General features: G+C 40.8%; 20 protein-coding genes and 1 pseudogene. 15 read left to right on the top strand and 6 right to left on the bottom strand.

The window, feature by feature from the left end; genetic code table 11:
• The first annotated feature begins 60 nt into the window (after nucleotides 1–60).
• The 3 genes from bchD to UH38_RS18385 all read left to right on the top strand — a co-directional run bounded on the left by bchD (nucleotide 61) and on the right by UH38_RS18385 (nucleotide 4993).
• Nucleotides 61–2010 carry a magnesium chelatase ATPase subunit D gene (gene bchD, locus UH38_RS18395; RefSeq protein ID WP_045056141.1) on the top strand — a complete coding sequence of 650 codons (1950 nt, stop codon included), beginning with the start codon at nucleotides 61–63 and terminating at the stop codon, nucleotides 2008–2010.
• Nucleotides 2011–2161: 151 nt separating this feature from the next.
• Nucleotides 2162–3181, top strand: a complete 1020-nt coding sequence (locus UH38_RS18390) for a hypothetical protein (protein ID WP_045056140.1) — start codon at nucleotides 2162–2164, stop codon at nucleotides 3179–3181.
• A gap of 39 nt (nucleotides 3182–3220) precedes the next feature.
• Nucleotides 3221–4993 carry a DNA methyltransferase gene (locus UH38_RS18385; protein ID WP_045056139.1) on the top strand — a complete coding sequence of 591 codons (1773 nt, stop codon included), beginning with the start codon at nucleotides 3221–3223 and terminating at the stop codon, nucleotides 4991–4993.
• Between the two features lie 134 nt (nucleotides 4994–5127).
• On the opposite strand, the gene UH38_RS18380 is transcribed toward UH38_RS18385, so the two are convergent.
• Nucleotides 5128–6261, bottom strand: coding sequence for an NACHT domain-containing protein (locus tag UH38_RS18380; RefSeq protein ID WP_052672444.1), 1134 nt, complete (start codon nucleotides 6259–6261; stop codon nucleotides 5128–5130).
• A 98-nt stretch (nucleotides 6262–6359) separates the two neighbouring features.
• Nucleotides 6360–7145 (bottom strand): RNA polymerase sigma factor SigF, encoded by a 786-nt coding sequence (locus tag UH38_RS18375; protein ID WP_045056138.1) that lies wholly within the window; start codon nucleotides 7143–7145, stop codon nucleotides 6360–6362.
• Nucleotides 7146–7466: 321 nt separating this feature from the next.
• Here UH38_RS18375 and prfB point away from each other — a divergent pair.
• The 9 genes from prfB (at nucleotide 7467) to UH38_RS18335 (ending at nucleotide 15019) form a co-directional block, all read left to right on the top strand.
• Nucleotides 7467–8586 (top strand): peptide chain release factor 2 gene (gene prfB / locus UH38_RS18370; RefSeq protein WP_144405715.1). Its coding sequence is split into 2 segments (ribosomal slippage): nucleotides 7467–7538 and nucleotides 7540–8586, totalling 1119 coding nucleotides; the frame shifts between segments, so codons are not numbered across the junction.
• A gap of 44 nt (nucleotides 8587–8630) precedes the next feature.
• Nucleotides 8631–8804, top strand: a complete 174-nt coding sequence (locus tag UH38_RS25550; protein WP_072044946.1) for a DUF3285 domain-containing protein — start codon at nucleotides 8631–8633, stop codon at nucleotides 8802–8804.
• Nucleotides 8804–9289, top strand: coding sequence for an rRNA maturation RNase YbeY (ybeY, locus tag UH38_RS18365; RefSeq protein ID WP_045056137.1), 486 nt, complete (start codon nucleotides 8804–8806; stop codon nucleotides 9287–9289). Before UH38_RS25550 ends, ybeY begins: the two co-directional genes overlap by 1 nt.
• A gap of 26 nt (nucleotides 9290–9315) precedes the next feature.
• Nucleotides 9316–9768: a diacylglycerol kinase family protein gene (locus tag UH38_RS18360; RefSeq protein WP_045056136.1), complete on the top strand. Its 453-nt coding sequence runs from the start codon at nucleotides 9316–9318 to the stop codon at nucleotides 9766–9768.
• Between the two features lie 134 nt (nucleotides 9769–9902).
• On the top strand, nucleotides 9903–10499 hold the full coding sequence (locus UH38_RS18355) for an anthranilate synthase component II (protein ID WP_045056135.1): 597 nt from the start codon (nucleotides 9903–9905) through the stop codon (nucleotides 10497–10499).
• A 198-nt stretch (nucleotides 10500–10697) separates the two neighbouring features.
• Nucleotides 10698–11456: an MBL fold metallo-hydrolase gene (locus UH38_RS18350; RefSeq protein WP_045056134.1), complete on the top strand. Its 759-nt coding sequence runs from the start codon at nucleotides 10698–10700 to the stop codon at nucleotides 11454–11456.
• A 55-nt stretch (nucleotides 11457–11511) separates the two neighbouring features.
• Nucleotides 11512–12819 carry an aminopeptidase P N-terminal domain-containing protein gene (locus UH38_RS18345; protein ID WP_045056133.1) on the top strand — a complete coding sequence of 436 codons (1308 nt, stop codon included), beginning with the start codon at nucleotides 11512–11514 and terminating at the stop codon, nucleotides 12817–12819.
• Nucleotides 12820–12835: 16 nt separating this feature from the next.
• Nucleotides 12836–13786, top strand: coding sequence for a zinc-binding dehydrogenase (locus UH38_RS18340; protein WP_045056132.1), 951 nt, complete (start codon nucleotides 12836–12838; stop codon nucleotides 13784–13786).
• A 279-nt stretch (nucleotides 13787–14065) separates the two neighbouring features.
• Nucleotides 14066–15019 carry a hypothetical protein gene (locus tag UH38_RS18335; protein ID WP_045056131.1) on the top strand — a complete coding sequence of 318 codons (954 nt, stop codon included), beginning with the start codon at nucleotides 14066–14068 and terminating at the stop codon, nucleotides 15017–15019.
• 33 nt (nucleotides 15020–15052) lie between these two features.
• On the opposite strand, the gene UH38_RS18330 is transcribed toward UH38_RS18335, so the two are convergent.
• Nucleotides 15053–16045: a glycosyltransferase gene (locus tag UH38_RS18330; protein ID WP_045056130.1), complete on the bottom strand. Its 993-nt coding sequence runs from the start codon at nucleotides 16043–16045 to the stop codon at nucleotides 15053–15055.
• 496 nt (nucleotides 16046–16541) lie between these two features.
• On the opposite strand from UH38_RS18330, the gene UH38_RS18325 reads away from it, so the two are divergent.
• The 3 genes and pseudogenes from UH38_RS18325 (at nucleotide 16542) to UH38_RS18320 (ending at nucleotide 17939) form a co-directional block, all read left to right on the top strand.
• Nucleotides 16542–17162 (top strand): TMEM175 family protein, encoded by a 621-nt coding sequence (locus UH38_RS18325; protein ID WP_045056129.1) that lies wholly within the window; start codon nucleotides 16542–16544, stop codon nucleotides 17160–17162.
• A 310-nt stretch (nucleotides 17163–17472) separates the two neighbouring features.
• A pseudogene (locus UH38_RS28290) lies at nucleotides 17473–17616 on the top strand (element excision factor XisH family protein); the annotation flags it as partial.
• Complete coding sequence (locus UH38_RS18320; protein WP_045056128.1) at nucleotides 17604–17939, top strand: XisI protein; 336 nt, start codon at nucleotides 17604–17606, stop codon at nucleotides 17937–17939. The pseudogene UH38_RS28290 and the gene UH38_RS18320, both read left to right, overlap by 13 nt.
• 12 nt (nucleotides 17940–17951) lie before the next feature.
• On the opposite strand, the gene UH38_RS18315 is transcribed toward UH38_RS18320, so the two are convergent.
• The 3 genes from UH38_RS18315 to rtcA all read right to left on the bottom strand — a co-directional run bounded on the left by UH38_RS18315 (nucleotide 17952) and on the right by rtcA (nucleotide 20867).
• Nucleotides 17952–19100: an alanine--glyoxylate aminotransferase family protein gene (locus UH38_RS18315; RefSeq protein ID WP_045056127.1), complete on the bottom strand. Its 1149-nt coding sequence runs from the start codon at nucleotides 19098–19100 to the stop codon at nucleotides 17952–17954.
• 116 nt (nucleotides 19101–19216) lie between these two features.
• A complete protein-coding gene (locus UH38_RS18310; protein WP_045056126.1) occupies nucleotides 19217–19792 on the bottom strand; it encodes a methyltransferase domain-containing protein in 576 nt (191 codons plus the stop codon).
• Between the two features lie 22 nt (nucleotides 19793–19814).
• A complete protein-coding gene (gene rtcA, locus UH38_RS18305) occupies nucleotides 19815–20867 on the bottom strand; it encodes an RNA 3'-terminal phosphate cyclase (RefSeq protein ID WP_045056125.1) in 1053 nt (350 codons plus the stop codon).
• Nucleotides 20868–20872 lie beyond the last annotated feature (5 nt).

Below are 20872 nucleotides of genomic sequence, written 5' to 3'. Positions count from 1 at the left end.
TTGTACTTAGTCTAAAACTTGTAGAATAAGAGCGCAAGACTCTTTTGTTTCCCCTACTTTATGCCTGCAATCTTAGTTCCTACCTTTCCCCTGACGGCTGTAGTCGGTCAGGAAGCAATCAAATTAGCTTTACTATTGGTAGCTGTAGATCCAGGCTTAGGAGGCGTGGCGATCGCAGGTAGGCGCGGTACAGCTAAATCTGTCATGGCACGCGCTTTGCACGCCTTGTTGCCGCCGATTGAAGTAGTTAAAGGTAGTTTCTGCAACGAAGCAGCAGAGGAAAATACAGAAACAGAAATTATCCCTGCGCCTTTTGTGCAAATTCCTTTAGGCATTACTGAAGATCGCTTGCTGGGATCTGTAGATGTAGAACAGTCGGTGAAAACAGGTGAATCAGTATTTCAGCCAGGATTATTAGCGCAAGCACATCGGGGCGTTTTGTATGTAGATGAGATTAACTTATTAGACGACCAAATTAGCAATCAGTTACTTACAGTTCTCAGTGAAGGGCGCAACTTTATCGAACGAGAAGGAATAAGTTTCGAGCATCCTTGCAAACCATTATTTATTGCTACCTACAACCCCGAAGAAGGCGCTTTGCGGGAACACTTACTCGATCGCATTGCGATCGCCCTCAGTGCTGATGCGGTACTAGGCTTAGACCAAAGAGTGCAAGCAGTAGACCAAGTTATTCACTACACCGCTTCCCCTCAAGAATTTCTCCAACAGTACAGCGAAGATATTGACAACATCAAAACTCAAATTATCCTAGCGCGGGAATGGTTGAAAGATGTCACTATTACTCACGAACAAATCGCCTATCTAGTCGATGAAGCCTTACGCGGCGGCGTACAAGGACACCGCGCCGAACTATTTGCTGTCAAAGTAGCCAAAGCCGCCGCTGCTTTAGAAGGACGCAACACTGTAAATGCTGAAGATTTGCGCCATGCAGTGGAATTAGTTATCGTGCCTAGAGCAACAACTATCCAAACGCCACCAGACGAACTCCCACCACCGCCGCCACCACCTCCCCAACCTCAAGATGAATCGCAGCAAGAACAAGATGAGCAAGAAGAACCACAAGAACCAGAACAAGAGGAACAGCCAAGCGTTCCTGAAGAATTTGTTTTTGATGCTGAGGGGGTAATTCTCGACCCTAGCGTGCTGTACTTCGCCCAAATGGCTAATCGGCGCGGCAAAACTGGCGCTCGTAGCGTAATTTTTTCTGACGATCGCGGGCGTTATATTAAGCCGATGTTACCTAAAGGTGCAGTCCGCAGAATTGCTGTAGATGCGACTTTAAGAGCCGCTGCACCTTACCAAAAGGCACGTCGAGAACGTCAACCACATAAGCGGGTGGTTGTCGAACAGGGAGATATTCGCGCCAAACGCTTAGTTCGCAAAGCTGGGGCGTTAATTGTGTTTGTGGTAGATGCTTCTGGTTCTATGGCATTAAATCGGATGCAGTCGGCTAAGGGTGCTGTATTGCGACTACTAACAGAAGCCTATGAAAACCGCGATCAAATATCGTTAATTCCGTTTCGGGGAGAACAAGCAGAAGTTTTATTACCCCCAACTCGTTCGATCTCCGCTGCCAAAAGAAGGCTAGAGCGGATGCCATGCGGTGGTGGCTCCCCCCTCGCACACGGATTAACGCAAGCAGTCAGAGTCGGCACTAATGCCCAAATGAGCGGTGATATCGGGCAGGTTGTAATAGTGGCAATTACTGATGGACGGGGAAATATTCCTTTAGCGCGATCGCTAGGCGAACCTTTGCAAGAAGGTGAAAAGCCCGATATCAAAACAGAATTGTTAGAAATTGCTGCTCGGATTCGGGCTTCGGGGATGCAACTATTAGTAATAGATACGGAAAATAAGTTTGTTTCTACTGGTTTTGCGAAGGAATTAGCTGCAACATCTGGAGGCAAGTATTATCATTTACCCAAGGCAACTGATAGCGCGATCGCAGGCGTAACTAAAGGCGCTATAGCTGATTTGCGAGCGGGTTAGTTTTAATTATAAAACTATTGTTAAAAAATAGCACTAACTTTTAAAGAGGTATGGTAGTAATGTGCTGGAACATATTTGGCTGTATTCACTTGTTTATTACCTATTGTTTTAAATAAAAATTGTTATTATAACCTTTTTAATTAATATAAACATGGTTAATTATAAACGCAACGTAGAGGAGTTAAAAGACAAGGCTGTCTTCTTCTGGACTAAAGAGTTAATTGATGAAGAAGCATCTATTAGTGTTATACCAACTTTACTCAACACTCAAAGTAAATTCATAAGTATTCTGGATGTTGCAGATTCGTCTCCTATTGCTTGGAAGCTTGCGCTTAATCTTACTCAAGATATATATCCCAATCTATTTTTAAAACACTTAATGGTAATTTCAGATATAGGGGCAGAACCTTTAAAAAACAATGATTTTAAATCAATGTTTCCTCAAAAAACAATGACTTACATCTGGAAAAATAAATCACATGATTATACATTTCAAAAATTATTAGACAAACCATTTTTAAATAGCTCTAAGCTGTGTGTAGATGGAAAAGGATTAATTAAGCCTTGTGAATTAACTCCTCTTTTAGAAGATGTAATTATGTTGCTTATGTATGCTGGTGTGTCAACAGATGAGTCTGTTGATGAAGGACTTAAAGATAAATGTATAATTGGCTCTCTTCTTGGCAAAAGAGATGAACTTGAACAGTTTATAAAACAAAGATATATTTGGGTAAGCCGCATAACTGCTGGTGCAACTTCAAATAGCATGGGGCAACTTGCTCAAAGGTATGTTTTAAAAAAACTACAGGATAAGCTACCAACTTGGACTTTAAGTAGTAACGGCTCAATTCCAGGAGTAAGTCACAACAATGGTAAAACCGATATGTCGTTTGATATTGTTGTGTGTTCGCCTCAAAACAAATGGTGTGCAATTGAAGTTAGTTTTCAATTTACAACTAATAGTACAATAGAGCGCAAATCTGGTCAGGCACAATCACGAGCGGATTTAATTAAAGTAGCAGGTCATAAAATCGCGTATGTTATTGATGGTGCAGGTAACTTTAAACGTTCTTCAGCCTTAAGAACTATTTGTAATTATAGTGATTGCACCGTAGCATTTAGTCCAGATGAAATTGAAGTATTGAGTGAATTTTTAAAAACCTCTTTATAAATAGCTAAAATTTTAATATTAACAAGTAAAAAAAGTATAATGGCACACATTAGTGAGGACAGTCAAAAACTCAAGGTACACACAACGTCAGTCTTGGATTTACAACAGCTATTTTGTTTAGCTGATACAGATGACAAAGTATATCTACTAATTTTTCCCCCTGAAAGAAACGACCAAGATGCTGCTAATTCTCAAATAGAGTATCAAGAAATTTATAATTTTTGCAATCTTTTATCTGAATATTCAACAGTGTGTATTCTTACAACGCCTGCTGATGCTGCAAGACTACAAACATTCATGGAAAAGGTTGTTACCCTAAAACTTTGGGTTGCTATGAAATGTCCCGCCAAAGTCAGTATTTGTCAAGGCAAACTTCCCGAACATCATCTGGCTTTATTGATTTTTACTAGATACCAAGGAGCTTTAAAACATTGTAAGACAAGAATTGAATATACTTATTGCCCATCTTGTGGAAAGACGACAAAAGATTATGGGGGAAAAAAACACTTATATCATGCTTACGGTACTCTTATGTCTGATGTTTGGCGCGATATGGAATTTAACCCTTATCTAGATATAGAACCATTGGTCAATAGACTTCAGGATATTTTTGGAATTAATCTGTATAAGGAAATTAAAGTTATTGATTTTGCACAATGTGATAGTTTAGTTTCCCGATTTAGGAATTATATAAGGATTGAAAACGAGCCTTTAAAACCAACACATACACTAGAATCACAACTAATTCAAGGTGATTGCCTGGGAATGCTCAGGACAATACCTGATAATTCAATTGATTTTTGTTTTGCAGATCCTCCTTATAATTTGAAAAAAAAGTATCAGGGGTACAATGATGAGATTGAATTAATAGAGTATTTTGCTTGGTGCGATCGCTGGCTTTCGGAATTAGCAAGAATTTTAAAACCAGGAAGAACCTGTGCTATTTTAAATATCCCTCTATGGGCAATTCGTCACTATAAATATCTCAGTTCAGTTTTAAATTACCAATCATGGATAGTATGGGAAGCGTTAGGACTACCAGTAAGAATGGTTATGCCAGCACATTATTCAATTTTGTGCTTTTCTAAAGGTGGCTCAAGACCTTTGCCAGGACTATCTTTTACAAGTGAGGATAATATTGAAGAAAATAGTTTTTTACCTTTGGCTGAGTTTTTTTGTGCTAGACAAAGTTGTATTTCTAATAGACGACATAATAATTTTGCCGATCAAAGTTATTTAACCGATCTTTGGTATGATATTCATCGATTAAAACATAATAGCCGTAGAGTAGATCATCCTTGCCAGTTACCACCCCTATTGATGCAAAGACTAATTTCACTTTTTACATTACCTAATGAGATTATTCTGGATTGTTTTAATGGTTCAGGCACTTCTACACTGGCAGCACAACAGCTTAATAGGCGGTTTATTGGAATTGAGTTATCTCAGCAATATCACGATTTAGCAATGGACAGACATAGGCAGTTAACTCAAGGGCAAGATCCATTTGGTAAACAAACAGCTACTCCAAACGCGAAAAATAGTAGAGTGCAAAGAATACCGAAACAAAAATATGAAGTGACAAAGAAACAATTACAACTCGAAGTCAAGCGTATTGCAAAGGAATTAGGAAGGCTTCCAACTCGTGCAGAAGTAGCAAATCTTAGTAGTAATCCAATTGAATACTTTGACAATTATTTTATTAATTGGGCTGAAGCTTGTGCCGCAGCACGTACAACAGGAATGTCAGAATTTCCCATAATCTACGAAAGTGCTTGGCGACAATTGGGTATAGATTTTAAGACAAATTAATCTGGATACTTAATTTGTCTTACTTTTTGAAGCTTTTAAATTGTTAGATTACGAACTTGCTGCAACATCAGGAGGTAAGTATTATCATTTACCCAAGGCAACTGATAGCGCGATCGCTGGTGTCACTAAAGGGGCTATAGCTGACTTGCGAGCATAGGTGCTACTAATACCGTTTCTTCAATTTCCTCGCGCACGCTCCGGCTAACGTAGTGAGCGCGATCTAGACAATCTATCAATAGCTTATTGGCATTGTAATACTGCTTCAATACTTGCTTTTGGTGCTTGCTAAACTTACATCTTTTTAACTCGTGAGTATAAGCGTGTAAATGAGCGGTATTTAAACCAATATCGTAAGCAAAATCATTGTCCAATGCTAGAGCAAAGTCAAAATCAAGGTTAAGGATAAATTCTAAACCTAACGCTCGAAAAGCTGAAGACTTATAAGGAGCGATAACTGCTAGCGATTTTTGGTAGTTCCAATTGAGGAAATGTAGTAATATCTCATCTTTGGCAACTAGGGTATTAAGTTTATGCTGAATTGCAGTTAATAAGCGATCGGCATTACGCATCATCCCCACAGCTAATAAAAATACTTCTCGCCACCGGATATCATTTAAGTGACTGACTAAATTTTGCCAAGACTCATCTAATGCTTGTGGATCTGGGTTGTTGACGATTTCCCTAGCTGCAAAATACTCGTGCAATGATAAATCAGAAAAAGCATAAATTCCTGGCGATTGTTGGACTAATACGCCATGTTGCGACTCAATTGCTTGCAATACCAATGCACTATCAAGTAGCAGTTGTTGAGAATCGGTAGCAGTGTTGGGTAGATTGCCAATATATTCAGCTATATATTGTTCTACAGCTTCTTGGGTAAAGAAGTAGTCACCACAGGTAAATGTTTTGAGAGCGATATAACTTATTAAATCTTGCTTGCTTTGTAAAGATAACTTCTTATAGATTTTATCGGCAACAATTTCGTAGTTAGTATCCCACTGTTTTAGTAATATTTCTATGCCATCTTTGTAAAATTGGGCATTGTTTAAGGGAAATTCAGATGTTTCTTCAAACACCAAATCGAGCATATTTAACAATAACGAGTTATTATTCTTTTTTTTAATTAACTCGCGACTTTTATCTTTTTCAACTTTGACTACTTTTTTAGGCTCTACCCATTTATGCGTAAAACTCGTTACGTGCTGTTTGTCAATATTTACCATTAAATTATAAGGATTTAAATCTAGGATAGAAGTTAAATTTTCCATAACAATAAAATTTGTAGGTATTAAAATTTTGTTTAACTCAGTATCTAGCAATTTATTAAATTTTTATTGAGCAGGCAAACTTAAGCAGAAAAAACGTATTAAGCGCCAGTTTGCATCATCTGAGGTTGCAACAAAGCCTCTAATTGTTCTTTGCCTCTTTGCAAATATCTTGTTACCGTCATTGGACTAATACCAATGCGTTTAGCTGCTTCTTTGCGCGAGAGTTCTTTTAAAAATACAAATTCAACTGCTGTTCTAGTTTTTTCTTCTAATTGACTCATCGCACCTTGCAGTTGTTCCCGATCTTCTGCTTGCTGCTGCAACGTAGTAGACTGAATATCAGGTAAAACTTCACCTAAAGTAATCGGACAATCAACGTGCTGAACAACTGTCGTATCTAAACTCAAAGCCATGCGATTTTGAGCCGCCAAATTGCTATCGTGCCATTCTTCGATTGATACTTGTAAATAACCAGCAAGTTCTGCATCTGTAGGGCAACGACCTAAAGATAGAGTTAATTCTTTGCGAACTTTTTGGCTTTGATTATAAATTTCTTGCCAGCGGCGGGGAATTTTGATTAAACTAGCGCGATCGCGTAAAAAGTGCATGATTTCGCCGCGAATATATGGCACAGCAAAGGAACTAAAAGCGTAGCCTTGCTTGGGGTTAAACCGCTCAATTGCCCGAATCAAACCAAAGTAGCCAATTTGTTCTAAATCTTCGTAGGGTTCAGTACATTGATGGCTAAATTGATGAGCAATTTTACGTACCAAACCTGTATGCAACTTCACGAGTTTATTACGAAGTTCAATAGTTGGATTCTGATGATACGCAACTAATAATTCTATGCCGTTAGATTTGATACAAGATTGAGTAGCCGCCATATAAATCCCTACTTTTTAATAATCTCTTTGCTTGGTAATGTCTTAGGAAGTTGCTTAAACTTTTATTGAAGCTGAGATTATTGTCCGTAGAATAAGCAGAACAAACCATCGTTGTTCTACTGAAATTACAAACCGCCTTATTGGAGAAATCAGAATTTCTACGTATATCTTCTGAGTAATCGTCTGTTAGAGGGGGATACAGTGTAGAGACGTAGCAGATACAGTAGAGACGTAGCAGTGCTACGTCTCTACTGGCAGATGGGGTGTGTACGTCAGTAAAATAGACAAGGCACGTACATATACATAAATTGCGATCGCATTATGGAAGTATTAGATATCAAACGCGAAGTTACGACGTTGTCTGAGCGCCTGGGTAAAACTCAGGACTATCTTTGACATCCCCGCGCTTAATGCTAAAATCCAAGACTTGGAACAAGTAGCCTCCCAGCCGGAGTTTTGGGACAACCAAACCGCCGCCCAGAAAACTTTACAAGAACTTAATAACCTCAAAGACCATCTGCAGCAGTACCGTCAGTGGCAAGCTAGTGTAGAAGATGCCAAGGCTGTCATTGAATTACTAGAGTTGGAAAATGATGAATCGCTGCTGCACGAAGCCCAAGCAAACTTACAGAAGTTGAGTCGAGAACTCGATCAATGGGAATTGCAGCAATTACTATCGGGTACTTATGACGAACAAGGCGCAGTGCTAACAATCAATGCGGGTGCTGGCGGTACAGATGCTCAAGATTGGGCAGAGATGCTGCTACGTATGTACACGCGCTGGGCAGAAGATCGCGGCTATAAAGCACATTTGGCGGAAATCTCTGAAGGAGATGAAGCAGGGATTAAGTCAGCAACTTTAGAAATAGCTGGGCGTTATGCTTACGGTTACTTGCGATCGGAAAAAGGCACGCACCGTCTAGTTAGGATTTCGCCTTTTAATGCCAATGATAAGCGGCAAACCAGTTTTGCTGGCGTGGAAGTAATGCCACTGATAGACAACTCCGTACAACTAGACATTCCCGAAAAGGATCTAGAAATTACAACTTCCCGCGCTGGCGGTAAAGGCGGGCAAAACGTCAACAAAGTAGAAACTGCCGTACGCATAGTACATATCCCCACAGGCGTTGCTGTGCGTTGTACCCAAGAGCGCAGTCAACTGCAAAACAAAGAAAAAGCCTTGGCAATTCTCAAAGCCAAGCTACTAATTATCGCAGAAGAACAACGCGCTCAAGAAATTGCCGAAATTCGTGGCGATATGGTTGAGGCTGCTTGGGGCAATCAAATTCGCAATTACGTATTTCATCCGTACCAAATGGTGAAGGATTTACGAACTAATGTAGAAACTACAGCGGTTACTGATGTCATGAATGGTGAAATAGATTTGTTTATTCAGGCATATCTGCGCCAGGAAAACCAATTAGTTGCAGCTGAGGCATAATAGCTAACTGTTACATTTATGAAGGATTAGTTTTTTTACTCAATATGAGCAATTCATCAACAGAGTCCAAACCAGTTTCAACCGAGGCTAAACCAAGTTACGTCAAGCTAGCGATGCGGAACATGGTACGCAAGGGAGGAACTTCATTTCAACATTTTGCCGTGACAGCGATCGCATTAGTTGCCGTATTGGTGGGGCTTGCCTACCTTACCCGCTAATGGAAGTTGAATTGAGCGTTCAAGAGGCTGTAAGGCGCGATAGTGCGATCTCATCTGATACTTGGCAAGAATGGTTCGATTTATGGATGCAAGATTTGCAGCCAGCTTTGCCACCAGCCAATGCATACGAACTTAGTTTGCGTCTAACTGACGATGAGGAAATCAAAACCCTCAATCATCAGTACCGTCATCAAGATAAACCAACAGATGTGTTAGCTTTTGCGGCTTTAGAGGTAGATTTTCCCAATTTTGAGGTTGGGCGATCGCTCATGCCCCTGTATCTTGGTGATATTGTTATTTCTGTAGACACTGCTACTCGTCAAGCCGCCCAGCAAGGGCATACACTGCAAACTGAGTTAGCTTGGTTAGCAGCGCATGGTTTGCTTCACCTTTTAGGCTGGGATCATCCCGATGACGACAGTCTGATGCAGATGTTAGAACGGCAAGCTGTTTTGTTACAACTAATCGGACTTGCCATCGATTAATTGCCCAACTTTTCTGTCGCCTCTCTATGTCCCAAAATTTTCCGTCATCATCGCCTAGCCCGCCCGAAAAAGTTGCGGTGAAGCGAGAGTTTTCTTGGCAAGTTGCGACAAATTTATTTGTCAGTTTCAAGTATGCCTGGTGTGGGATAAGTTACGCCTTTCAAACTCAACGCAATTTTCGCATTCACGTTGGTGTGGGTATTTTGGCATTGGGGTTGGGAGTATTTTTGCATTTGCGATCGCTAGAAATGGCAGTAATTGGGCTAACTAGCGGTCTGGTGTTGGTGATGGAATTATTAAATACTGCGATCGAGTCTGTTGTCGATTTGACTGTCAAGCAGTCATACCACGATTTAGCCAAAATTGCCAAAGATTGTGCAGCAGCGGCTGTTCTAGTATCAGCAATGGCAGCAGTTTTAGTTGCAGGAATGTTGATATTGCCCCCATTAGTGGTAGCAATCAAATCAGTTTGGGGATAACGCAATGTAGAGACGTAGCACTGCTACGTCTAAACCCACCCGCCAAAGGAATTCGTATAGATGCAAAACGCCTAGCCGCCGCGCCTATAAGAAAATAGATAATTCTATATATAAAGGCAAAGGAGAATTAAGTTTTGATTATAGTTATTGATAATTACGATAGCTTTACCTATAACCTGGTGCAGTATCTAGGCGAACTAAGCAGCGAATTTCCAGTCGCCAGCGACATTCAAGTTTACCGCAACGACCAAATAACCCTAGACCAAATCCGCCAGGTGCAACCTGCAGGCATTGTAATTTCTCCTGGTCCTGGTCGCCCAGATGATGCGGGAATTTCTTTGGAAATAATCGAACAATTAGGGGCAAACATACCGATTCTAGGCGTTTGCTTGGGACACCAAAGTATCGGGCAAGTATTTGGCGGTAATATAGTCTCTGCCCCTGAATTGATGCATGGTAAAACGTCTCAGGTAATGCATACGGGCGTAGGTGTTTTTCGCGGCTTAGATAATCCTATGACTGCAACTCGGTATCATAGTTTAGTTATCGATAAACAAACTTGCCCTCAAGTGCTAGAAATTACCGCTTGGGTTGAGGATGGAACAATTATGGGTGTCCGACATAAAGACTATCCCCATGTTGAAGGAGTCCAATTTCACCCAGAAAGCGTACTAACAGATTTGGGCAAGCAATTACTACGCAACTTCCTGGCACAATTAGAGTCAAGATAATTCATAATTTCTAGTCCATAGATTGATGACGAATTATCTAACCAGTTATCAGTAATATACAGTGACCGAGTTTCCCATAGGATTCAATCCCTAAGCGAAACCACCTCTCAAATTAAGTTGGGATATACCCACAGATGACAGCTAACTGGTCACTGGTCACTGGTCACTGGTCACTGTTAATGTGTGACGGAGAAATTCATGAAAAGACGACAGATATTAAGCGGTGCGGGAGCAGGTTTAGTAACTACTCTATTTACTCAGGCTGCTTTGGCGCAAAAAGGCGGTTCTTTGTCCGTACAGTGGTTGGGTCATACTTGCTTTTTGTTTAGCGGTAACAATTCGCGCATTTTAGTTAATCCGTTTCAACCGATTGGATGTACTGCAAAATACCGTCCGCCCAAGGTGCAAGCAGGGGCGGTATTAATTAGCAGTCAATTGTTAGATGAGGGAGCAGTTGAGGGATTACCAGGCAAACCGCGAATAATTTATGAGCCTGGTGTTTATCGGTATAACAATATTCAAATCCAGGGAATCGCTACAGATCACGATCGCCAAGGGGGTAGGAGATTCGGCACAAATGTAGTCTGGCGCTGGAATCAAGGCGGTATTAATATCGTGCATTTAGGCGGTGCGGCTGCACCAATTACCATCGAGCAAAAAATTCTCATGGGTCGCCCTGACGTGCTATTTGTACCTGTAGGTGGTGGGGCAAAAGCTTATAATCCCGAAGAAGCAGTGCAAGCAGTGCGAGAGCTTAATCCGAAGCTTGTAGTTCCGACTCACTACAGTACCCAAGCGGCTGATGCTAGTAAGTGCGATTTAGTACCTGTAGACAGATTTTTAGAGTTGATGCAAGGAACTCCTGTGCGTCGTGCTAGTAGCGACACAATTACGATTAATTCGGGAAATTTGCCGCCAAAAGGCATGGCAATTCAGGTTATGAGTTACAAGTTCTAAGTTGATGCGAGCCTGCGTTTCCTATACTGGTACAAAGGCTCTAAATTAACTACCTATGCAAGCAGAATACCGCGATCGCCGTCAGCAATTAATGGCAAAAATTGGCAATGGCACTGCTATATTTCGCAGTGCGCCAATGGCTGTTATGCACAATGATGTGGAATACACTTATCGCCAAGATAGCGATTTTTTCTACTTGACTGGGTTTAACGAACCAGAGGCGGTAGCAGTTTTAGCCCCCCATCACGAAGAACACCGTTTTATCTTGTTTGTACAGCCGAAAGAACGGGAAAAGGAAGTGTGGACGGGCTACCGCTGCGGGGTGGATGATGCCAAAAGGCTGTATGGGGCTGATGAAGCTTACCCGATTGCGGAATTAGATGAGAAGTTGCCGCAGTATGTCGAAAAAGCCGAGCGAATTTACTATCATTTGGGACGCGATCGCGCTTTTAATGAAACTATCCTCAAACTCTGGCAGCGCATGGTCGCAATGTATCCTCGGCGCGGTGTCGGTCCAATGGCACTTGAGGATACTAATGTTATATTGCACCCCTTGCGGCTAGTTAAAAGCCCCGCAGAATTGGATTTAATGCGGCAAGCAGCGACTATTTCTGTAGATGCTCACAATCAGGCGCGGGAAATTGCTCGTCCTGGACGTTATGAGTACGAAATTCAGGCGGAGATGGAGCGGATCTTTCGCGTGCGGGGTGGGATGGGACCTGCTTATCCTTCGATTGTGGCTTCTGGGGCGAATGCTTGCGTGTTGCACTATATCGAAAATAACTGCCAGATGCAGGATAACGATTTGCTGCTGATTGATGCGGGTTGTGCTTATGGTTATTACAATGCTGATATTACGCGCACGTTTCCCATCGGGGGAGAGTTCACACCAGAACAAAAAGCGCTGTATGAGATTGTCTTAGAAGCTCAACTGCAAGCAATTGAACAGGTAAAGCCTGGTAATCCTTATAATGCTTTTCACGATACTGCTGTGCGAGTGATTACTGAAGGTTTGGTGAATTTAGGCATTCTCAAAGGTGAAGTCGATAAGCTAATTGAAGAAGGTAAGTACAAGCCTTTTTATATGCACCGTACCGGACACTGGTTAGGCTTAGATGTGCATGATGTAGGCGTTTACCAGCATGGCGAATCGGCGCATATTTTGCAGCCAGGAAATGTGCTGACAGTAGAACCAGGTATCTATGTAGTGCCAGATACAAAACCTGCTGAAGATCAGCCAGAAATCGACCCTAAGTGGAGTGGAATAGGGATTCGGATTGAGGATGATGTACTGGTAACGGATAGCGGATACGAAATTTTAACTGCTGGCGTTCCTAAGTTAATTGAGGAATTAGAAAGTTAAAAGAGGGCAGGTATTTATGAAAGCTATGGTTATCTCTGCTTTTGGAGGTCCTGAAGTCTTTAGCAAACGCGAGGTAGATAAGCCTACACCAGGTAAAAATGAGCTTTTAGTCAAAGTTTGTGCTACCTCCGTCAATCCTGCCGATATTGGGGTACGTCAAGGATTTTTTGGCAGAGCGATCGCGCTTCCGGCTATTCTTGGCTATGATGTTTCTGGTGTAGTGGAAGCAGTCGGCGCTGATGTGCAAGATTTTCAGGTCGGCGATGAAGTATTTTACCCGATAGAAATCTTTGCGGGTGCAGGTGGTAATGCCCAGTATCATGTCGCCCACGAATCTATTGTTGCTAAAAAGCCTGCAAATTTATCGCACCAAGAGGCTGCTAGCGTGCCTGTAGCGGGTGGTACGGCGTGGGCGGCGCTAATTGATAAGGCGGATATTCGGCTGGGTGAAACGGTGCTAATACATGGCGGTGCTGGCGGTGTAGGCTCGTTTGCCGTTCAAATTGCTAAAGCTGCTGGGGCATATGTTTATGCTACTTGTGGCGGTTACGATATTAAATTAGTCAAGTCTATTGGTGCAGATAGAGCAATTGATTACCGCAATGAAAACTACATCGATATTATTCAACAGGAAACAGGTGGTAAAGGTGTTGATGTTAGTTTTAGCACTGTGATGGGCAAAGTTTTAACTGACAGCTTGCAAGTCACTAAAAATGATGGGCGGGCTGTAACTGTTACTGGTGTTGAAGGGGATTTGAATTTTGCAATTAGGAAAAATATTAGCGTTCATTTTGTCCATTTAGATAACCCGCGCCCAAAAATGGAGGCGCTAAGAATGGTTATTGAACGAGGACAAATTAAGCCAGTTGTAGGCATGATTTTACCTTTAGAGCAAGTTGCTCAGGCACATCAAAAGCTGCAACAAGGCGGTGAAGGTATTTATGGCAAGCTTGTATTAGAAGTTTAGAAGCATTGGCGGGGGTGCGTTGTTCGTAACACACCCTACTTTTTGTTTTTTTTCCAACTTGCATCATTAACTACAAAATTTTTCCTACTTTGCTTTAGTATTTATTCCTAATGTTGACTTTAATACATATTTTTCCCTCCCAAAGAGAGAGGATAGTAACAAAATGTAACGTTACTATTTAAATATAAGCGCAAAAGTATATTTACTATTCTAACTAGCTAATTTGTTAGTACATTATGCTGCTTTATTTACGAGTAATAAGCACGTTTAATTAATGCTATGTCTATTAATTTAGTTAAAACTAATAATACAGAAAATGTAGGCGATCGCTATATAGAAGCATCGTTACTTATAACTAAAATAAAGAATGGCATCTGGAGTTTAGGAATTCCATCTTGGGTTGTAGGAATTGCAGATAGAGGTGTTGCTTCTTTTGCTGATGGGTATATATCAGCAGCAGAGATGTTTCAAATTATAACCGCAGCGTTTCTATTTATTAGTTGGCTATATTTAAAACCTGAAGAAAGTTGGAATAATAGCAATTTAGTAGAAATAGAAAATTATTGGCAAGATATACATTTACAGCCAAATAAAGTATATTTAAATACTATTAGAAATAGAATGCTGGAACTGCAAAACCAACATAAGATTAGCCAAGAATATATTTTGCCAGTTCCTTATATTTGCCAAATATACCATTTGTTAAATTTGAAACATTTGGAAAACGTGCATAACTTTAGTTTAAATAACTTGAAAGTTATTGATGTAAACTACATTCATGCGACAGATATAGGTGGAATGGTTAAGTTCCAAACAGTGTTGGATTCTCCAGTGAATGCGTTAAGAATTTGGCGACAGCCGATAGTTGAAGCAGGGTTAACATTGCATACTCCTTATACTGTAGAGTTGAAAATTCCTGTCTACAATGACAAGAATATTATCGTCATGTTCAATGCTCTACCTCTAAATGACAAAGAGCATAAATTCTTTATAGACATTTACACCGATTTGCAATGGTCTAGACCAATATTACAGATTCTCTTTCATTTTGCTGCTTGTTTAACACTGGTTGAAGACTTACCATACTTACAACAACTAGCCACAATTAATAAAGAGCGTTTGTTTAGTTCGGGTAAAAACTCAGAACGCAAAACAATGTGGTTGTTTAGAAGATTTGTTGAGCTTTACGGTACAAGAGTAGAACCTACCAAAGCATTGAAACCAAGTAAATAGCGATCGCACTAAATCATCTGCGTTTATCCGCGTTCATCTGCGTTCTTTCCTTAACTTCTTAGTCACCTTCTGCGCAAACAACTTCATCATCCGCATTCTAGTTAAGCTTTCAATATTACCTGAGTAATGTTGCTTGCTATCAAAAAAGCTATTGATATCCGCTAAAATTACCCGCAAACGCTGCGTAATATTAACAGTGCAGTACTCAGCAAAAAACTGTTCTGGTAATGCGATCGCTTTTTCACTTTCCACTACCTTCATTATCCGTTGTACATCATATTCCCTAGCATATCCAGCAATTTTGTAGCAATTAAATCCAGGATCTAAATAATCAGATAATCCACCATTAATACTAGAAAAAACTTGACAACCGCAAGCCATAGCTTCCATCGGTTGCAATCCAAATCCTTCGCTAACTCTTTGCAGCGCCCAATATTCTGCAGAATCGTAAAGATAAACTTTGGCGCGATTGAATAACTTTGCTAAGTCTTCTACATAGGAATCAACCACAAATACATTACAGCGCTTTTGCAACGCTGGGATTAGTTGCGTAATTAGATACTCTGAAGATTTACGCTTTTGTACCAAAACATCAATATCTCGATTGAGGTGGAGGTTGGAAAACTCCTCAGAGATTTGGTTAGGTAAGTAATAAATTAGGGAATTAGGCGACATTTGTCCCCAATAGCCCATTGTATTGCGGCTAACAGTGATGATGGGAATACTTGCAGGTAGTTTGAACCCATAGCCCGAACTGTGGGCGTGGTAGACGACGTTATAAGGTTGTAATTTTGTAGCAAGCTTGGCAACATCAAACCCCCAACTAATGACAAAAATTGTATCGTCAAGATTTTGCTGTTGGAGAATGTCATCGAGAAACAGCGTATCTTTTTCCCTTTGACGGTACGTAACGACATCTGACGGACAAATTTGTTTTGCTAGATTAAGCGTCTTTAACTCCGCCCACAAACCACCACAGGCGAATTTACCACCAGTACCAGGAACCAAAAAGTACAATTTCCTCATGCCACATTCCTAAAGCGATCGCGCCTTTTGGCGTTAATATTAGCGGAGTATGGCGCGCGATCGCATATGGATAACGATTTATTAGCTTTTCTTTTGGGTGCTGGCTTACTAATTGTGTATTTAATTTTCTCAGCCGTAACTGAGATGGGTACTAAGCTACCCTGGAAGAAATAGAAGGTTGAAGAGGTGTAAAATGAGCGATCCCGAAAAAAACACCATTGATATAGATCCAGGAACCTTGCTGTTGCTTGCAATTGCGCTGATATTCTTACCGCTACTATTTACAGGCTTTTTGTCGCAATAAGCGATCGTTTTACAGTAAATTGTCTTTATTAGCAATAAATTCTGGGGATTATCCAATGGATAAGCTAGAAAAATATCGAGAAAATGATTTCCTACTCTTTATCCATTAAGCTACTGGAGTACGTCATTTATTTTTGATTTTAGCCTATCTCAAAAATATCCCAAAAGGGTTCTATACACCAACAAGATTACTATGGATACCTTCCCGATACCGATTCATCGTCTTGCTCGTCTTAGCGATCTGATTTTTGCTGTTGCGATGACCCTAATGGCACTAACATTTGACTCATTTCCTACCGCGAAAATGACACCACAGGAAGTGACTCAATTTCTGCAAACACAAATTCCAGATCTTGGTGTTTATGCGCTGACTTTTATTATTATCGCATCTTATTGGACTACTCATCTCAATCAGTTTAAGTACTATAAAAGTACCGATACAATTCATCTCTGGCTAACGCTCTTTTCCTTACTCTTTGTGGTGTTAATGCCTTATGCCAATGCTTTGTCCAATTATTATGACTCTGTTTTTGCAGTTCAAGTATTTTATAGTTTAACAGCAGCTAGCATTGGCTTATTTTCATCAGTAACCTGGATATATGCTACTCAAGAGCGACGACTTGTCGCTCCCGATCTAGACGCTCAAACCATTCGCCAAATTCGTCAGGAAAGTTATGTCGAACCGTCGATCTCTTTGCTAGCGATCGCAGGTGCTTTGATTCATCCTTGGGGATGGTTCGCCACATTTCTACTGATTCCCGTTATACAATTTATGCAAAGCCAAAATCAACAAACCACTAAAAGCATCGGCTAGCATGAGCGTGTCTAGCTAGTTGTCGATTATGTTACTCTAGCTCATGGCATATTATTGATACGGAATTAGCGTTTCTTAAAGTTAGTAACAACTTTATCTACCTGTATTCTTTACTAATTTATGCATCTCTAGAAGATTACTTACCCTAACAACTAATGCTAGCAATTTAAAAGTTTTAAAAGGAGAACTCTAATGAACTTCTTATAAATTCAAAATAGGTTTTATAGGTGTATCTGAAGTCGAGGATTTAAAAAATGCTTTAGGGTAATATATTTTTTACAAAAATGTACTATAAGTAACTGAACAAAAACGAGAATTATTTTTAGCTATTCGTACAAGTATTTATAATAAACTATTTGAAGAATTAGTTGGGAAGATTTTATTAGATAAAAAGCTGATTAAATTAATTGTTGTTGATGCTGATGAGGAGACAATTGTAAGATGGATAAGTTAAAAAACTACCGTAATATAATTCAAGAAACCTTAAAACCTTACGTTAATATTTCCTATGCAAATGCAGACATTGAAAATAAAACGGTGTTTGACTTGGCAAGCGATCGCTATTTAATCGTCTCTACTGGTTGGAGTAAGCAAGGACGAATTCACGGCTGTTTAATTCACATAGATATTATTGATGGTAAAGTTTGGGTGCAAAGAGATGGCACTGAATACGGTGTTACTAATGAATTACTTGAAGCTGGTATTCCTAAAACAGATATTGTTTTAGGATTTTACGAACCAGCAGTAAGACCTCACACAGGATTTGCAGTTGCATGAGGTATGACGTTATTACTTAGATAAAACCTGTGGCAATACTTCTAAAAGCCTATCTACGCTTTCTGTGCGGCTATTAAAACCCATCAAACCTACGCGCCAAACTTTACCAGCTAGTTCGCCTAAACCGCCGCCAACTTCAATGTTGTAATCGTTCAATAATATCTTGGCGATCGCTTTACCATCTACACCATCGGGAATGCAGACTGTAGTTAAAGTAGGTAAACGAAACTCTTGCTGAACGTGCAATTTTAAGCCGATATCTTCTAACCCTGCCCACAGATACTCTACATTCTTTTGATGGCGCTGCCAGGAATTTTCTATTCCTTCTTGGGCTAACAAGCGCAAAGCTTCCCGCAGCGCATAGTATAAGTTAATCGGTGCAGTATGGTGATAAATGCGATCGCTTCCCCAATATTTACCCAGCAAATTCATATCCAAGTACCAGTTAGCAACCTTAGTCTTGCGCTGTTGCAACTTCTCCACCGCCCTTTGACTCATTGTAAAAGGAGAAGCACCAGGAGGACAGCCTAATCCTTTTTGGCTGCAACTATAAGCTAAATCTACTCCCCAAGTATCTAAAAATATCGGCACGCCACCCAAACTTGTAACTGTATCGAGTAATAACAAACAGCCAAATTCCCGACACAAGTCACCAACACCATCTATAGGCTGTCTTGCGCCAGTGGAAGTTTCAGCATGAACTAAAGCTAATATAGCTGGGCGATGAGTTTCTAAAGCTGTTCTTAGTTCGCTTAAACTAAATACTTGTCCCCAAGGCTTGGTAATAGTGCGGACATCTGCGCCGTATCTACCTGCCATATCTACCAAGCGATTGCCAAAATAACCAGCTACGCCAATTAATACTACATCGCCAGGTTCAACAGAATTTGCGATCGTTGCTTCCATTGCAGCCGTTCCCGTACCGCTAACAGCAATAGTTAACTGATTTTGGGTTTGCCATGTATAACGCAGCAATGACTGAATTTCATCCATAAGTCCCAGAAAGGCTGGATCTAGATGCCCAACAGGTGGTGTATTCATGGCTTCTAAGACCGCTGGATGCGCGTTAGAGGGTCCTGGACCTAGCAGCAAGCGGTTGGGGATATCTAGAGGTGCAAGTTGCAGCTTTTGACTGTTATCGATCGCAATTGTTTGTGTCATGATATTTGCCGTTGCTGAGGTATCAATTTAAAGTCTATAGGCTAGATGCAGCAGAATCATCGCTCTTTGAATTTAAAAATTCAAACTTTTATAAGGGCGCAATGCATTGCGCTCCTTTATTTAACTACCCAATAATACAAAATATGCTGGTGCTTTGGTCCTTGAACGTACACAACGCGATCGCTTTTCCATTTATCGCCCATATCGAAGGCGTGAGAGATAATGCGCGTTCCTGGTTTTAGTTCTTTTAATAGCTTAGGGTATAGTTTTTGATTAATTTCTGGTAGCAGGTAGAGAGTGACGACTGTAGCTTTGCTGAGATCGGTTTGAAATAAGTCTTGTTGCAAGCATTGAACGCGATCGCTTACTCCTGCTTTTTTAGCATTTTCTTGGCATTGCTGGACTAATTTGGGGTTGATTTCTATGCCTACTGCACTAGCACCAATTTGAGCAGCAGCGATTGGAATTCTCCCATCACCGCTACCAAGATCGTAGACGACATCTTTACCGGATACGTTGGCTAGTTTCAACATTGCTTGTACCACTACATTAGGTGTTGGTACATAAGGTACGTCTGAGATGCGTTGTTGCGGTTGTAATTGGGCTTGCACGTTAGATTGCTGTTGGGCTGTAGCGATGCCTAAAGTTAGCGTACTTGCCAGCAATAATCCGGTAATTTGTCTTAATTGCATAACACCTATAAAGTCATAAGCTTTATGATATCCCGGTAGGTGAAATTGTTACTATCTTGGTGTCAGGTGCGATCGCAATTTTAGCTATTCCAAATTGCTCGATTACCCAAGCGTTTGTTGTCAGATGGGTACTAACTTCAGCAACTCTATACTCGCTTGCTGCTGTAGCTAATGCTGCTGGTAAAAGTAATTGATCTGCTAAATGTTCTTCTACAGGCGCACCTGTGCTATCAAAAGCTAATAATTCTTCTACTGCCATTTCTGCAACTTTCTCGGCTGCTAGTCCAAGTTTTCCTAAAGCACTAAAACCAGCTAAACTATGCTCGTACTCAGCCACTAGAGTAATTCCCGCGCCTGGTGCTATTCCCCGCATTTTTCCAGGCTGGATATCAGTTTTAATTTTAGCTTCCCTAAGTAAATTTTCGGCTCTACTTACCATACGCTGCGGAATATGTGCGGGTAATTGTGTCGCTACTGCTAATCCCTTTACTGCTTGCAAGTTTCCCCGTTCTACTAGATGCAAGCTTTTTAACGGTGTAGATTGCCCAGATATAATTAACTCTACTTCTCCATTACCTTGAGGATACCAACCCCAAGACTTTACTTGCATTTGAGCTTGTACGCCCATTTGCAGCAGGATTGGTAAATAAACTAATTCTATATATGTTGCTGGCGGACTCCAAGGAACGTGAGTTCCACCTTTGAGGGTTACTACTGAGTTGCCTTTTGCTAGTGCTAAGGGAAGCAAAATAGTTTGCAAAACTAGCATAATTGCGCCTGCTGAACCTGCGCCTGTAGTTTGGGCAACATCAAAAATATAAGAACCTGCGATCGCTCTGCAAGTAGGGATAAACTCTAACTGCATCGAGCCAACTGCATCACCTTTTACCTGCGCCTGACAAATTGCAGCGGCGGCGCGGACTGCGGTAAGGTGTTGAATTGCGAGTCCTGGTTTACTGCGATTGGCGCGGATGTTAGCGATCGCAATCGGTTGTCCGGTAATAGCTGCTAAACTCAGACTGGTACGCAGAATTTGCCCTCCGCCTTCACCATAAGATCCGTCAATTTGTAGCATATTTG

The sequence above is a fragment of the Aliterella atlantica CENA595 genome, from assembly GCF_000952155.1.
Classification (GTDB): Bacteria; Cyanobacteriota; Cyanobacteriia; order Cyanobacteriales; family Chroococcidiopsidaceae; genus Aliterella; species Aliterella atlantica.
Note: the sequence above shows the minus strand (reverse complement) of the source record. Positions and strands in the feature narration are given on the sequence as shown.

What these genes read in the sequence shown, in the direction of transcription:
- UH38_RS18310 (WP_045056126.1), bottom strand. Translation starts at nt 19,792, where the DNA reads ATGCAATTAAGACAAATTACCGGATTATTGCTGGCAAGTACGCTAACT.
- ybeY (WP_045056137.1), top strand. Translation starts at nt 8,804, where the DNA reads ATGGAAGTTGAATTGAGCGTTCAAGAGGCTGTAAGGCGCGATAGTGCG.
- UH38_RS18350 (WP_045056134.1), top strand. Translation starts at nt 10,698, where the DNA reads ATGAAAAGACGACAGATATTAAGCGGTGCGGGAGCAGGTTTAGTAACT.
- UH38_RS18315 (WP_045056127.1), bottom strand. Translation starts at nt 19,100, where the DNA reads ATGACACAAACAATTGCGATCGATAACAGTCAAAAGCTGCAACTTGCA.
- UH38_RS18385 (WP_045056139.1), top strand. Translation starts at nt 3,221, where the DNA reads ATGGCACACATTAGTGAGGACAGTCAAAAACTCAAGGTACACACAACG.
- UH38_RS18380 (WP_052672444.1), bottom strand. Translation starts at nt 6,261, where the DNA reads ATGGAAAATTTAACTTCTATCCTAGATTTAAATCCTTATAATTTAATG.
- UH38_RS18325 (WP_045056129.1), top strand. Translation starts at nt 16,542, where the DNA reads ATGGATACCTTCCCGATACCGATTCATCGTCTTGCTCGTCTTAGCGAT.
- UH38_RS18375 (WP_045056138.1), bottom strand. Translation starts at nt 7,145, where the DNA reads ATGGCGGCTACTCAATCTTGTATCAAATCTAACGGCATAGAATTATTA.
- UH38_RS18320 (WP_045056128.1), top strand. Translation starts at nt 17,604, where the DNA reads ATGGATAAGTTAAAAAACTACCGTAATATAATTCAAGAAACCTTAAAA.
- UH38_RS18345 (WP_045056133.1), top strand. Translation starts at nt 11,512, where the DNA reads ATGCAAGCAGAATACCGCGATCGCCGTCAGCAATTAATGGCAAAAATT.
- UH38_RS18340 (WP_045056132.1), top strand. Translation starts at nt 12,836, where the DNA reads ATGAAAGCTATGGTTATCTCTGCTTTTGGAGGTCCTGAAGTCTTTAGC.
- UH38_RS18335 (WP_045056131.1), top strand. Translation starts at nt 14,066, where the DNA reads ATGTCTATTAATTTAGTTAAAACTAATAATACAGAAAATGTAGGCGAT.
- UH38_RS25550 (WP_072044946.1), top strand. Translation starts at nt 8,631, where the DNA reads ATGAGCAATTCATCAACAGAGTCCAAACCAGTTTCAACCGAGGCTAAA.
- UH38_RS18360 (WP_045056136.1), top strand. Translation starts at nt 9,316, where the DNA reads ATGTCCCAAAATTTTCCGTCATCATCGCCTAGCCCGCCCGAAAAAGTT.
- UH38_RS18390 (WP_045056140.1), top strand. Translation starts at nt 2,162, where the DNA reads ATGGTTAATTATAAACGCAACGTAGAGGAGTTAAAAGACAAGGCTGTC.
- UH38_RS18330 (WP_045056130.1), bottom strand. Translation starts at nt 16,045, where the DNA reads ATGAGGAAATTGTACTTTTTGGTTCCTGGTACTGGTGGTAAATTCGCC.
- rtcA (WP_045056125.1), bottom strand. Translation starts at nt 20,867, where the DNA reads ATGCTACAAATTGACGGATCTTATGGTGAAGGCGGAGGGCAAATTCTG.
- bchD (WP_045056141.1), top strand. Translation starts at nt 61, where the DNA reads ATGCCTGCAATCTTAGTTCCTACCTTTCCCCTGACGGCTGTAGTCGGT.